Below are 12,910 nucleotides of genomic sequence, written 5' to 3' on the forward strand. Positions count from 1 at the left end.
TATCCTCCCGTTGTCATTTCTGGATCTTGCCGACTGGCAGCAAGCTCCCCATTTTTTCGTAAGCACTTATCAATGTATCGATTTCTTGCTCCGTAAGACTGTCCCACATCGGTTTGGTCAGCTCCTGGTATCTTTCAAGCATGCTTGCCATTACTTCATGTCCTTGCTCCGTAAGCCGCAGATAGACGCTGCGACGGTCGGTATCCGGGGTTATGCGTTCAATATAGCCTTTGGCTGCCAGCTTGTTGGACAGATTTGTTATGGCCGGCAGCGTGACATCCAATACCTCTGCCAGCTCTGAGCAGCTCTTCGGCTCGTCCTCAGCCAGAATTTGAATGATCAAATACTGAGGTGCCGTCAAATCGTGGTCAAGCAATTTGGCATAGCCGACGACGAACCGGTTCATATAGCCAGATATCATAGCTGACAAGCGTTCCTGCTTATTCAGCGCCCATCACCTCTGTTCCTTTTATCTAAAATTTTAATTAATCCATTATAATAGTTTAAAGGTCTTAACTATTATATTTTTATATAAAATCTTAGACGATGAGGAGTCAAATTGTCCCGGCAGAAAAAAAGCACCTTCGAGGCCTAGGCAAGCCTCAAAAGTGCTCTTGGATACATAACATCCTATGGGGACGGCACGGGCTACAATGTGATTACAGCGTGGTCGCTCCACTCCACTGGAAGCAGCCTGGCGTAATGCGGCTGAAGGTACCGGTCATCGACCAGCACCAGCAATCCCGTGTCCTGCTCGGAACGGATAAGCCGCCCTCCCGCCTGAAGAACCTTGTTCATACCCGGAAACACATAGGCATAATCATAACCGTTCCTGCCCGTCTGATTGAAATAATCGCGAATAATATTCCGCTCCAGGCCAATTTGCGGCAAGCCCACGCCAACAATGACCACACCCGTCAAGCGGTTGCCCACTAAATCGATGCCTTCGGAGAAAATGCCGCCCATGACCGCAAACCCTATCAATGATCTGCCGGATCGGCCAGCTTCAAATGCAGCTAAGAAATTCTCCCGCTCTGCCTCCGACATTTCCCCATGCTGAACCATCGTATCCGCCTTAGGATCTCCTGCCATAAAGCGTTCATAGACCATCTTCATGTAAGCATAGGAGGGAAAAAAGAACAAATAGTTCCCGGTCCGCCGCTCCGTCAATTGCCGCAAATAAGCGGCGAGCGGATCTACCGTTGTTTCCCGGTCACGATAGCGCGTCGATAGAGGCAGCAGGACAACCTCCAATTGCTCCCTAGAAAAAGGGGACGGGACAGATAGTGTATAATCATCGGCTTCCGCCCCTAGCATATCCCTGTAAAAGCCGATCGGCGCCAGCGTCGCCGAGAAATAAATATGCGAGCGGTAGCCTTTTCCCATTTCCCGCAGCAGATGAGAGGGGTCTAGGCAGAACATTCTTACCCGCACCTCCTGGCTGGAAATATCCACGTACGTTACATAGCGTTCATCGTACAGCTTACCGATTTTTACAAAATGGACGGCTTCAAAATACGTCTCAAGCAGCAGCGACCCTGTTGCCGGAACATAGCCGCCTGTCCCCCCAGCCAATTCGCGTTCCGCTTGCTGGACGAAATCCTCCAGCAGCAGGAGCAGCTCGTCTGGAGCCTCGTGCTCGATTATACGCTTCTCCTCCGCCTGCTTTCTCCGCCGGATGAAGCAGGCGTTTACCGCTTTAGCCGCCGCGGACAATCTCTTGTTCGCCGCCTTGAATTCCCGCTGCAATGCGAGAAACGACGACTTGCCGAGCGTACTCGAAAACATCTCTCTGGAGCGGTCCACCAGGTTATGGGCCTCGTCCACCAGCAAAGCGGTATGCCGCTTATGCTCGGCAAGCTGCCTTTTCAAGGAAACCCGCGGATCAAAAATATAATTATAGTCACAAATCACCGCATCGGCGGCATAAGCGGCATCCAGCGAAAATTCGAACGGACAGACACGATGCTTGCGAGCGTAAGCCTCGATGACTCCTCGGTCGATCAGGGTCTCGTGGCCAAGCATATCGAGGATGGCTCCGTTCACCCGATCATAGTAACCGTCTGCATACATACAGTCTTCTTTCCGGCAGCTGATCTGCTCCTGAAAGCAAATCTTCTCCTTCGCGGTAATGGTTACCGCATGAAGATGCAGTCCCGCGGCCTGAAGGCGCGCAAAGGCCTCCTCTGCCGCAGTTCGCGTAATCGTCTTAGCTGTAAGGTAGAAAATACGCTGCAGCAGCCCGGTGCCAATCGCCTTAACCGCCGGGAATATCGTCGACATCGTCTTGCCGATTCCCGTCGGCGCCTGGGCAAACAGCTTGACCTTCTCAGCAATGCTTGTGTATACCGCGCCCGCAAGCTTGCGCTGTCCTTGGCGATACGCTGGAAAAGGAAAAGCTAATCCGTCGATGCTTGCATCCCGCTTCGCCCGGTGACGATACAGCATTTCCGCATAAGGGGTGTATCTCTGAATGACATCAGTCACGAACACCTCCAATTGCTTGCGCGTCATCCTCTGTACGAATCGCTTGTGTACATCCGTATCAACCTGAACATATGTCAGCTGAATGTTCATATTCGGGACATCGTTTGCCACGGCATACATATAAGCGTAGCACTTCGCCTGCGCCCAATGGACGGGGAAGGTATTTGATCCAATCTCGTCCAGCTCCATCGCCGTAGATTTGATTTCATCGATCGTCACCTGCCCGTCCTCATCAACCAGCAGGCCGTCGCAACGCCCGTCAATGACGAAGACGAACTCTCCGCAAGGCACTTCCAACGACAAATATACTTCCTTTTGATCCAATTCTCCGTATTGCTGCTGTATCCTCTGATGTGCTTTCGTGCCTTCCGTCAAGGTGGCGACGCTCCGAAATCCGCCCTCCAGGCTTCCGCTTCGGAACACATACTCGACCAGATGACGGACGGCGATTTCTATCTCATAATTCACGATGTCCACCTGCCGATCTATTAAGAACGTTTGTTCCCTACAGTATAACATGATCAACATAGGTTAGCGCCAGTTCTTCCTTGAACACAAAAAAAGACAGGCTGATATCCGCCTGCCTCTGTTGCAAAAATTATTATGCCTTATCCATCCGAATATTGTAGTTATAAGCGTCGATCAGGTTCGACACCTTAGAGAAGTAGCTGCTCACAAGATTGTTGTCCCTGTTGCTGCTCGTATCCTTTGTTTCTAGAATGGTTAAAATATCGGTTGCCGTTCCGATGACCTCCTGCAAAGCGGCGTCCAATTCCGGGACCGTCGTCCAGGATTCCTGCTTCCTCCGTTTGGCATCCTTCGCATATTCCGTAAACTGCTTCGAATCCTGGACCAGCAAGTCAAACAAGATTCTATATTCCTCCAGGTTGCAGTCCAAAATATTCTCATCAAAAATTTCGGCTTCAAAAAAGGCCTTTTCAATATCCTGCGCACGCATCACTACGCTAAGGGCATGATACCGGATTAAATAGTCCTGCTCTTTGAGCTTATCCAGATCACTGAGCTTCTGCTGTGCCGCAATCTGGTCGAAATCGTTATAAAACTGGTTGGCCAATGGCTCGTATGTATGGTATTGGGCAATAAATTGGCTATGCAGCTCCTTGCCTTTGGCAAACTGGTCGTCGGCGTATGTCCCATCGTTATAGTAATCGGTTATTACCTCCATCGTATCCAGCAGATCAAGTATTACCGGGCCTAGTTGGATGAGCGCTTCGTCCGCAGCGCCATACGACGGCTCGCCGGCTGCGCGGTCCACTGCAGTGTTCACTGTCTTCGCCAGTCCGTCCAACCCGGGAAAAGAGGCGAGTTCACTGCCACTGAAGTCCTCGCTGATATACATATTTTCATCCATGCCAAATTCGCTAATATAACCCTCGATCGCTCTATCGAGCGCTCCGCCGGTCATCATATTGTTCAAATTAATATAAGCGCCGTACTTGGCGGCTGCATGCTCTTCTTCTATGCTTGCTCCATTGACGCTTGAGCTTCCCTTCAGCTCATCGATCAAATTGCAGGAGGTCAGCAGAACGCAAAACAATACGCTGCAGAATATGAGATATATCCGACTCCTCATGTTTGGAAGGCCCCCATTCTATTTACCCGTCTGAATTATTTATCGGCTAAACTGTGGGGATTTTTTACTAGAACAACCATTCTTGCGCAGTCAATATGCCCATATCCAAAGAATTCTAGGTTCTGTTGACCGAGATGCTGCTGCCTGCGCTATTCCTCCCAAAAAAGATCATTCAGCGTCTTCGACAAAGCTTTGCAGATCGCCACGCACAAGCTGAGGCTGGGATTGTACTTTCCAAGCTCGATTAACCCGATGGTCTGTCTCGATACGCCAACGATTTGAGCCAGCTGCTCCTGGGACAGGTCCTTTTCGACTCTCGCCAGCTTCATTCTGAGATTCTTCATTCCAAATCATCCTTGTTCACGTGCGCACTGGCTTTATTCGCCACTGTATGAAGGCCGAAGGTTAACGCCAGGAACAGCGGAACATAAATCATCAATGAGACGAAAGCCACAAGCACGAAATACCAGAGAGACTGTAATCCCCCGTCAGCATAAAGAGCTGCGCTGCGGAAGCCAAAGAACAAGGCCAGTCCTACACCCAAAACGCTGCCTGTAATGATATTCTTGGTGCTCATCTTGAATTTGCTCGTGCGATCGTGAACCTCGGCAGCATCTGAATAAATACCTAGGGAAGCCGAACGAATCAGATAATAGAGGCTGGAAGCCAGCAAAATGGCGACTTCTGTGATTACCGGTGTATCCGTGCCCAGCATGGTGAATTTGCCGATCACCGACGCCAAGGAGATCAACATGACCAGCATATATATTTCCTTGTAAATTTTATTTTGTATATTCACGATTCTTTCGTCCACTTGCTTGCCCCGACTTGAAAGCCATTGAAACCATTTCATATCCGTACACCCTCTCTGCGTAGATATAATAAACACTCGTTTTTCACACCCTAAATCTACAACATAAGCGTCATTATGTCAAATATATATTGCATTTAAATAATTATAATTGTCATTTATATTCCTCCCCATAGAAAAAACGCCCCCGATCGCAGCCGCAGCCGCAAACGAGGACGTACCTGATTAAAAAGGGAAAAATATCGGCAGCACCGCCACCATCACTATACCGATAAAGATTTGCAGCGGGAGGCCAACCTTAATATAATGGCTGAATTTATATCGTCCAGCCGACATGACAAGTGCGTTTGGCGGCGTGGAGAACGGAGACGCAAAGCACATACTTGCCCCGATCGAAACCGCAAACAGAAACGGATACGGGCTTACGCCAAGCTGAATCGCTGCGGTAAGAGCGATGGGCGCAAACAGTACCGCGCAAGCCGTATTGCTGATGAACATCGTGAGCAGGGATGTCGTGAAATATACCCCGGTCAGCAGTACAATCGGACCATAGCCGCCAAGCGTGCTCACCAACCCCTCGGACAGCAGCGCAGCTGCTCCGGTCTTCTCAATGGCGATCGACATTGGGATCATTCCGCCGATTAAGACGATGCTCTCCCAGTTGATGCTTTTATACGCCTCCTCCATATTGCGGACGCAGCCGAAGACAACCATCAGCACGGCGGCGATCATGACGGCCGCCACAGCAGGCACCAGCTCGGTAATGAGCAGGATCACCATGAGCAGCATAATGCCTGCAGCGATCGGGGCCTTGATGTCCATTGTTACCTTGCGCGATTCTTCGATTGGCTGGCCGACAACAACGACGTTAGCCTGATCCGCAGCCAGCAGCGCGATATCCTTCCACGTGCCTTGAATGAGCAGGGCATCGCCGAATTTCATCCGCTCCTCCTTCAAGTTATGCAGCAGGTAATGCTCCTTCCGCTGGATGCCGAGAATATTCACCCGGTACTTCTCCCGGAATCCCGAATGCTTGACCAGCCTGCCAATCAAGCTGGAGTTCGGCGTCAGCATCACCTCGGCAATGCCCACCTCGCTGGTCGCATACTGTGTATCCTGAGCGGGAAGCGGCTCGCTTCTTTCCGGAACTTGATGATCGAGCAGGCCTAGCCCGTAGTGACGGGCGAATTGCTCCGCCCGCTCAAACGTACCGTTGACATACAGGATGTCATCCTCTTGAACGACGGTATCCGGTCCGGCAATTTCCTGGTTAATCGTCTTGAAAAATTGGTTCTTCGCCGAGATTTTTCGGCGGATTTCAATGATGTTGACCCCGAACCTGGCTGAAATGTCGAGCTCCTGCAGCGTTTTTGATTGAAGCGGCGAACCCTTCCCTACCTGAACGCGGAACAAATTTTGAGTTAACTGATACTGCTTGGCGAGATCCTGCAAGGAGCGGCCCTTCTTCTTACCCTTGCCCTCCTTCTTCTGATGATCAGGCAGGAAGCGGCGCAAAAAGAGCAGACCGATGATGCCCGCAGTCAAACAGACGAGGCCGATCGGCGTAAAGCTGAAAAAGGACAGCCCCTTGTACCCGGCCTCCTGAAGCGTCTGCTGAATCACCAGGTTCGGCGGCGTGCCGATCAGCGTAAGCATACCGCCAAGGCTGCTGGCAAAAGCGAGCGGCATCAGCAGTTTACCCGGATGAGTTCCCGCACTCATGGCCAGACTCACGACGATCGGCATCATCACGGCGACTGTGCCGGTATTGCTGACGAATGCGCCGATCAGCGAGGTTACGAGCATGACCATAATCAGCAGCCGGGTCTCGCTCGTCCCCGCCAGGCGAAGCAGTACCCGGCTTGCCATCTTGGCCAGCCCGGTCTGGAGTATGCCTCCGCCTACGACGAACAATCCGATCATCATGATGACGACCGAATTGGAGAAGCCAGATAGCGCCTCAGCCGGAGTAAGTATGTTCAGCAGCATCAAAATGATCAACGATCCGACCGCCACGAGATCAGACCGGATTTTGCCCGAGACAAACAGCACCGATGCTGTTATCAGAACGATAAGAGTGATGATCATTGGGCCATTCACGGTTGTTCCTCCTATGTAAATCCTGGATTTATTTCGTTATGTACGAACTTCAATAGCCATATCATAACATTGGGCCAAGCTGGGGAATAGGTGTTTCGACAAGAAACACACTTTACCGGCTTTATGCCAAGGCTTATTATCACCCGGCGCGGCGCAAAAATCCCCTTCAGCTGCTCAGGCAGAGAAGGGGATTTGAATGGTCTCAAAAGGCTCTAATCCACGTAGCCGGCAAGGCCCTTGTCCATCAAGTAATCCATCTCCAGCTCCAGAATCGTCTCCACGGTCAGCTCGTCCAGCTTCACGTCCGGTCGGCTCAGCACGTAATCCACCAGCTCATCGCCATCGATATCGACATCGCCTTTGGCGCCCTTATGGGCATTGTTGATGAACGCCTCCTCATGCTTCAGCACAGCCCGGATCGCCTCCGGTTTCGCTTCGGCGCGCTCAGCAATGTACTGAACGAGCTCTTGCTCATTAATTTGTTCGCTCATGAATGGTCAGCTCCTCTTTCACGATAAGTTATGCGCATCAGCTGAAGTTCTCATACAGCTTCTAGCTTGCCCTGATATCTGTCATTGTACCATAGGATTGTGCGCAATAACCCGCCAATTATGGTCGCAGCTGGCCTGGATGATCCGGTGCTTCCGGATGTATTCCGCAACCAGCTCAGCCATGTCGGCCGCGATTTCCCGCACGACGGGTCTTCCTTTGAACATTTCATAATCTCCACCGCCGCCGGCCCGGTAGCTGTTCATAACCACATCCATTTCCGTCTCGTCCTCAATTTCCCTGCCGGCGAGATCCGTCAATTTCATAACCCGCTGCCCGAGCGGCTTGGCAGGGTCCAGCTCATACCGGATGCCCTCCCACATATCGTAATTGTAATGCTGGGCTTTCGGCTCCAAGTAGGCTGAACTGACCATAGGCCTGCCATCCGGGCCGACCACGAAATAAGCGGCCGTCTGCTCCAATGCATCCCGAATATCCTTCCCCTTCAGCCGGAGCACCGTCAACGTATTGGGGTACATGAAATTGCCCAGCACATCGCGCATGGTTACGGTTGCGCCAAAGCCGCGGGACTCCTCACTCAGCAAGGCGGCGCACGATACCGCGGCCCCAGCGGCCTCCATCTGCACTTTATTTACGAACTCAATGAAAGGATGATCCGCCGTCCGGCAGATTAACGGACTGTGGATGCGCATATCTCCCGCCACCTGCCCGATCGGCTGATCCAGCCAGCTCTGTGTTGCGCCCTCCAGACTGGAGAACATCTCCAGAATCCTCCTGTCTGCATTTACCGAATCATCGACCAAGAGAAGCTCTGACGTTTTGCGGCAAATGATCCATCCTTCCTCCTGCTTCTCCAGACAGACCACAACCTTGCCCAAAGCCTGTCCCAGGCTGCCTGGCTGGACTACGGTAACATCGCCAAGCTGCGTCGCCAGGAAACGATGCTGATGTCCGGTAACCAGCACATCTATGCCTTCTACTTCCCGGCAAAGCGCATAGCCCTGATTTTCCCCGGTCAGCTTCTCGCTGGCTTCCCCGCTGGCCAGATCCCGCTCGAAGCCGCCATGATAACAGACGACAAGCAGATCGGGACGCTCCCGCTCCCGGATCAAAGATACCCACGCCTTCGCCGTCTCAAGCGCGTCACGAAACTCCAGGCCCTCAAGATAAAGCGGATTCTCCCAGTTGGGAATATAATGCGTCGTCAGGCCAAGAATCGCCACTTTGACCGGATCATCAGATGGGCCTCTCTGTTTGATGATATAAGGTACGCCGAAGGCAGGCTCCCCTGTCTTGGCATCGACAATGTTTGCCGACAACCAGGGGAACTCCGACATTTCCATAACGCGGCGCAGCACATCCTGCCCATAATTGAACTCATGGTTCCCTGGGACAGCCGCGTCATAGGACAGACGGTTCAGTACAGCCGCCGCTGGATGGGACGCCCCCGTCCCCTTCTTTATATCATAAGAGGCCATCGGCGACCCTTGTATCAAATCGCCGTTATCCAGCAAGAGCAGGTCGGGAGCTTGCCGCCGTTCCTCCTGAATTAGCGAAGCTATTTTTGCGAGGCCCAGGTTCTTATCCTCTGCCGTTCTATAATCTGTAGGATAAATATGCCCGTGAATATCGCTTGTCACGAGAATTTCAATTTCGCAGGCTGCCGTTTTATTCATCGCCATCTTCTAGTCCCTTCTATAGCTAATTTCCAAACGCCTTTCCTATCTTAGTCTATCAGGCGAAATCATGATTTATATTAAATGGGCGGTCCTAAAAATCACATTTTTTTACATAATACTATAATTCTGCTGACAAGCCGTTAATAAACCTCTCTTATAGTTAATGGTGCAATCCAAAAAATAGATTTATGTGGAGGTCATACCGTTTGAAGAAGATCACCCGATTTATTCTGCCTTTCTTTATGTCCGTCGCCTTCCTTAGCGGCTGCGGCAGCAATGCTGCTGTCAGCAATACCGGAACAGATACTGCGGCGAACGCATCCGCCGATCAGCAGAACCAGGCTGCGAACGCGCCGAAAGTCGAAGGTTATGTACCGGAGACCCTAACCGTGCAATTCGTTCCATCCCAGAATGCCGATACCCTTGAAGCTAAAGCGAAGCCGCTGGAAAAGCTGCTGAGCGACCGCCTTGGCATCCCTGTCAAAGTCAGCGTATCGACCGATTACAATACCATTATTGAAGCGATGGCTTCCAAGAAAGTCGATGTCGGCTTCCTTCCGCCAACCGCTTATGTCCTGGCTAAAGAGAAAGGCGCTGCCGATGTCATACTGCAAGCCCAGCGTTATGGGGTACAGGATGATACGGGCGCTCCGACTGAGGAGCTTGTCGATTTCTATAAAGCGATGATTATTGTCAAGAAAGACTCCCCGATCCAGTCCGTAAGCGATTTGAAAGGCAAGCGCATCGCCTATCAGAACGTCACATCCTCCGCGGGCTTCGTATGGCCTGCCGGCAAGCTGATGGAATCGGGGCTCGATCCGCTTAAAGACGTGCAAGCCATTACGGTTAAAGGACATGACCAGGGTGTGCTCGCCGTATTGAACGGAGATGTCGATGCCGCGGCGATCTTCCAGGATGCCAGAAACGTCGTCAAGGGCGACTATCCGACGGTATTTGAGGATACGCGGGTGCTGACGTTCACCGAGCCGATTCCGAACGATACGGTTTCCATCCGCACGGACATGAACGCAGAGTGGAGCGAGAAAATCGCTAACGCCTTCATCGATATCGGCAAGGATGAAGCAGGACGCGCGATCATTCAGGAAATATACTCACATGAGGGTTACGTGAAATCGGAAGACAGCACCTTCGATATCGTGCGTGAATACGGGGAGAAAGTGAAGACAGAGTAAGCTGACCATTTGGAATGGGGAACCTCTGGAACACCGTACGCAAAATGAGCAAGCCAGTTGGAGTGCTGCCGCACTGTGACTGGCTGTGCTTGTTCTTAGAGAGGCTTAGAGCTGTCAAGCGGAATTGTTCGATAAAACTATTATAAGGAATGATCATTTACGTGATAGAGCTTACAAATGTATCCAAGACTTATCCCAACGGAACAAAGGGGCTAAACCAGATTAGCCTGTCCATTTCCCAAGGCGAGTTTGTCGTCATCGTCGGACTGTCGGGGGCAGGCAAATCAACGCTGCTGCGCGCGATGAACCGGCTGCATGACATTACCGAGGGGGACATCCGCATCGGCGGCAAGTCGATTACGAACGCATCGGGACAGCAGCTTCGCAGCATTCGCCGCGATATCGGGATGATTTTTCAAAGCTTCAATCTGGTTAAGCGCTCTACCGTGCTGCGCAACGTGATGGCCGGACGGGTCGGCTACCATTCTACGCTGCGCACCGTGCTGGGGCTATTTCCGAAGGAAGACACCGATATCGCCTTTGAGGCGCTTAGCCGCGTCAACATCGCCGAGAAAGCCTACGTTCGGGCCGACCAGCTGTCCGGCGGACAGCAGCAGAGGGTCGCTATTGCCCGCGTGCTCGCCCAGGAAGCTAAAATCATCCTCGCTGATGAGCCGGTTGCCTCTCTTGATCCATTGACGACGAAGCAGGTCATGGACGATTTAAAAAGAATCAACCAGGAGCTGGGCATTACGACGATCGTCAATCTGCATTTCATCGACTTGGCCAGAGCCTACGCCACTCGGATCATCGGGCTCAGAGCGGGAGAAGTCGTCTTTGACGGCCCCGTATCCGAGGCAACGGACGAGGTCTTCGCTTCCATTTACGGTCGTCCGATTCAACAGGACGAACTGCTGGAGGAGCGGGTCGTATGAACGCCAAGCCAAGCATCCCTATCCACGCGCGCCCGAAGGCCCCTAGCCGGTTAAAGCATGTGCTGACGGCGGTTATTATCCTGCTTCTTCTCTGGGGAAGCGCGGTGCAAACGGACTCGACGCTCAGCGAGCTTGTAGCTGGCCTGCCCAATATGCTTGATCTGCTGCGGGAAATGTTTCCGCCGAAATGGAGCTATTTCAGCCATATTACCGAGGCAATGCTCGAGACGATTCGCATGGCCCTCGTAGGAACGACGCTCGGAGCGATCGGCGCTATTCCCGTCGCCCTGCTGTGCGCCAGCAATTTGGTCAAACCCCGCTGGGTTTATTATCCGGTGCGTTTCCTCCTTAATCTCGTGCGTACGATCCCAGATTTGCTGCTGGCCGCCCTGTTCGTCGCCATATTCGGGCTCGGTCCGCTGCCGGGCATATTCGCCCTGGCGGTGTTCTCGATGGGGCTCATCGCCAAGCTGACCTATGAAGCGCTGGAGACAATCGATAACGGCCCGCTGGAGGCGATGACCTCTGTCGGCGCGAACGCCCTGCAGCGAATCGCTTATGGCGTCATTCCGCAAATTCAGGCGCATTTCGCTTCTTACGTGCTTTATACCTTCGAGATTAATGTGCGGGCGGCGGCCATCCTCGGCCTTGTCGGCGCCGGAGGCATCGGGCACTATTACGAAGTGACTTTAGGTTTTCTGGAATATGACAAGACCAGTGTCATCATTATTTTTACATTAGCTATCGTGCTTGTGATCGACTATGTGAGCATGAAGCTGCGGGAGAAGCTGCTATGAAAAAACCAGGAAACGAAATCAGGCGCAAGCCGAAGAAACGAGCCTATCGGTGGCTCATTTATGCCGCGCTCGCCATTATTTATATATGGGCATTCGCCGGCATCCCTTACACCGGCATCAAAGAAACGGCCGGGCAGATTACGAAGGCGATCATAGCTGGGATCTTCTCGCCGGATTGGGATTACGTGTATTTGCCCGACGGTGAAGATTTGCTGCGAGGGCTGCTGGATACGCTGGCCATTTCCATGCTCGGCACCTTTATATCGACGGTCATTTGCATTCCTTTTGCCTTCTGGGCAGCCACCAATATGAGCTCATCCCGATGGGTATCCGGCTCCGGAAAAATGATTCTGAGCTTCATCCGTACTTTTCCAGAGATTATTATGGCCATCCTGTTCATCAAGGCCGTCGGCCCGGGCTCTTTCGCCGGGGTACTGGCGCTTGGACTGCATTCCGTAGGCATGCTGGGCAAGCTGTTTGCCGACGAGGTCGAAAGTATGGACAAAGGCCCCGTCGAAGCCTTGATCGCTTCGGGAGCGAGCCGCCTGCAAATCATGTGGTTCGCCGTGATCCCTCAGGTGCTGCCAGGTTTTCTGTCCTATACCTTATACCGATTTGAAATTAACGTCCGTTCCGCCACCATTCTCGGGATCATTGGAGCGGGCGGAATCGGAACGCCGCTCATTTTTGCCCTGAGCTCGCGAAACTGGGAGAGGGTCGGCATTATTCTGCTTGGCATCGTCGTCATGATTACAATCATCGACATGATCTCTGGTTCAATCCGCAAAAAGCTGGTATAATTCG

12 protein-coding genes are annotated in these 12,910 nt (G+C 52.2%); 4 read left to right on the forward strand and 8 right to left on the reverse strand.

What is annotated here, in order from left to right; genetic code table 11:
* Nucleotides 1-13 precede the first annotated feature (13 nt).
* The 8 genes from QNH46_RS23115 to QNH46_RS23150 all read right to left on the reverse strand — a co-directional run bounded on the left by QNH46_RS23115 (nucleotide 14) and on the right by QNH46_RS23150 (nucleotide 9,178).
* Nucleotides 14-421 carry a MarR family transcriptional regulator gene (locus tag QNH46_RS23115; protein WP_213591293.1) on the reverse strand — a complete coding sequence of 136 codons (408 nt, stop codon included), beginning with the start codon at nucleotides 419-421 and terminating at the stop codon, nucleotides 14-16.
* Between the two features lie 227 nt (nucleotides 422-648).
* Nucleotides 649-2,955, reverse strand: a complete 2,307-nt coding sequence (locus QNH46_RS23120; protein WP_283926200.1) for an ATP-dependent DNA helicase — start codon at nucleotides 2,953-2,955, stop codon at nucleotides 649-651.
* Between the two features lie 133 nt (nucleotides 2,956-3,088).
* Nucleotides 3,089-4,081 (reverse strand): DUF3829 domain-containing protein, encoded by a 993-nt coding sequence (locus QNH46_RS23125; protein ID WP_283926201.1) that lies wholly within the window; start codon nucleotides 4,079-4,081, stop codon nucleotides 3,089-3,091.
* Nucleotides 4,082-4,230: 149 nt separating this feature from the next.
* Entirely contained in the window at nucleotides 4,231-4,425 is a 195-nt protein-coding gene (locus QNH46_RS23130) for a helix-turn-helix transcriptional regulator (RefSeq protein WP_155612277.1), read from the reverse strand.
* Nucleotides 4,422-4,934 (reverse strand): DUF6773 family protein, encoded by a 513-nt coding sequence (locus QNH46_RS23135; protein ID WP_283926202.1) that lies wholly within the window; start codon nucleotides 4,932-4,934, stop codon nucleotides 4,422-4,424. Before QNH46_RS23135 ends, QNH46_RS23130 begins: the two co-directional genes overlap by 4 nt.
* A 183-nt stretch (nucleotides 4,935-5,117) precedes the next feature.
* Nucleotides 5,118-6,992: an SLC13 family permease gene (locus QNH46_RS23140; RefSeq protein ID WP_283926203.1), complete on the reverse strand. Its 1,875-nt coding sequence runs from the start codon at nucleotides 6,990-6,992 to the stop codon at nucleotides 5,118-5,120.
* Nucleotides 6,993-7,204: 212 nt separating this feature from the next.
* Nucleotides 7,205-7,483 carry a hypothetical protein gene (locus QNH46_RS23145; RefSeq protein WP_283926204.1) on the reverse strand — a complete coding sequence of 93 codons (279 nt, stop codon included), beginning with the start codon at nucleotides 7,481-7,483 and terminating at the stop codon, nucleotides 7,205-7,207.
* A gap of 81 nt (nucleotides 7,484-7,564) precedes the next feature.
* On the reverse strand, nucleotides 7,565-9,178 hold the full coding sequence (locus QNH46_RS23150; RefSeq protein WP_283928533.1) for a bifunctional metallophosphatase/5'-nucleotidase: 1,614 nt from the start codon (nucleotides 9,176-9,178) through the stop codon (nucleotides 7,565-7,567).
* A gap of 209 nt (nucleotides 9,179-9,387) precedes the next feature.
* Here QNH46_RS23150 and QNH46_RS23155 point away from each other — a divergent pair, with 209 nt between their 5' ends.
* From QNH46_RS23155 to phnE (QNH46_RS23170), 4 genes are all read left to right on the forward strand, one after another.
* Nucleotides 9,388-10,374, forward strand: coding sequence for a phosphate/phosphite/phosphonate ABC transporter substrate-binding protein (locus tag QNH46_RS23155; RefSeq protein ID WP_283926205.1), 987 nt, complete (start codon nucleotides 9,388-9,390; stop codon nucleotides 10,372-10,374).
* Nucleotides 10,375-10,535: 161 nt separating this feature from the next.
* Entirely contained in the window at nucleotides 10,536-11,309 is a 774-nt protein-coding gene (gene phnC, locus QNH46_RS23160) for a phosphonate ABC transporter ATP-binding protein (RefSeq protein WP_283926206.1), read from the forward strand.
* Nucleotides 11,306-12,106 carry a phosphonate ABC transporter, permease protein PhnE gene (phnE, locus tag QNH46_RS23165; protein ID WP_283926207.1) on the forward strand — a complete coding sequence of 267 codons (801 nt, stop codon included), beginning with the start codon at nucleotides 11,306-11,308 and terminating at the stop codon, nucleotides 12,104-12,106. Before phnC ends, phnE (QNH46_RS23165) begins: the two co-directional genes overlap by 4 nt.
* Nucleotides 12,103-12,906 carry a phosphonate ABC transporter, permease protein PhnE gene (gene phnE / locus QNH46_RS23170; protein WP_283926208.1) on the forward strand — a complete coding sequence of 268 codons (804 nt, stop codon included), beginning with the start codon at nucleotides 12,103-12,105 and terminating at the stop codon, nucleotides 12,904-12,906. Before phnE (QNH46_RS23165) ends, phnE (QNH46_RS23170) begins: the two co-directional genes overlap by 4 nt.
* Nucleotides 12,907-12,910: the final 4 nt, after the last annotated feature.

Origin of the sequence: Paenibacillus woosongensis (assembly GCF_030122845.1) — a bacterium.
In the GTDB taxonomy this organism is placed as follows: Bacteria; Bacillota; Bacilli; order Paenibacillales; family Paenibacillaceae; genus Fontibacillus; species Fontibacillus woosongensis_A.

What these genes read in the sequence shown, in the direction of transcription:
- QNH46_RS23115 (WP_213591293.1), bottom strand. Translation starts at nt 421, where the DNA reads ATGATATCTGGCTATATGAACCGGTTCGTCGTCGGCTATGCCAAATTG.
- QNH46_RS23125 (WP_283926201.1), bottom strand. Translation starts at nt 4,081, where the DNA reads ATGAGGAGTCGGATATATCTCATATTCTGCAGCGTATTGTTTTGCGTT.
- QNH46_RS23130 (WP_155612277.1), bottom strand. Translation starts at nt 4,425, where the DNA reads ATGAAGAATCTCAGAATGAAGCTGGCGAGAGTCGAAAAGGACCTGTCC.
- QNH46_RS23135 (WP_283926202.1), bottom strand. Translation starts at nt 4,934, where the DNA reads ATGAAATGGTTTCAATGGCTTTCAAGTCGGGGCAAGCAAGTGGACGAA.
- QNH46_RS23145 (WP_283926204.1), bottom strand. Translation starts at nt 7,483, where the DNA reads ATGAGCGAACAAATTAATGAGCAAGAGCTCGTTCAGTACATTGCTGAG.
- QNH46_RS23150 (WP_283928533.1), bottom strand. Translation starts at nt 9,178, where the DNA reads ATGAATAAAACGGCAGCCTGCGAAATTGAAATTCTCGTGACAAGCGAT.
- phnE (WP_283926207.1), top strand. Translation starts at nt 11,306, where the DNA reads ATGAACGCCAAGCCAAGCATCCCTATCCACGCGCGCCCGAAGGCCCCT.
- phnE (WP_283926208.1), top strand. Translation starts at nt 12,103, where the DNA reads ATGAAAAAACCAGGAAACGAAATCAGGCGCAAGCCGAAGAAACGAGCC.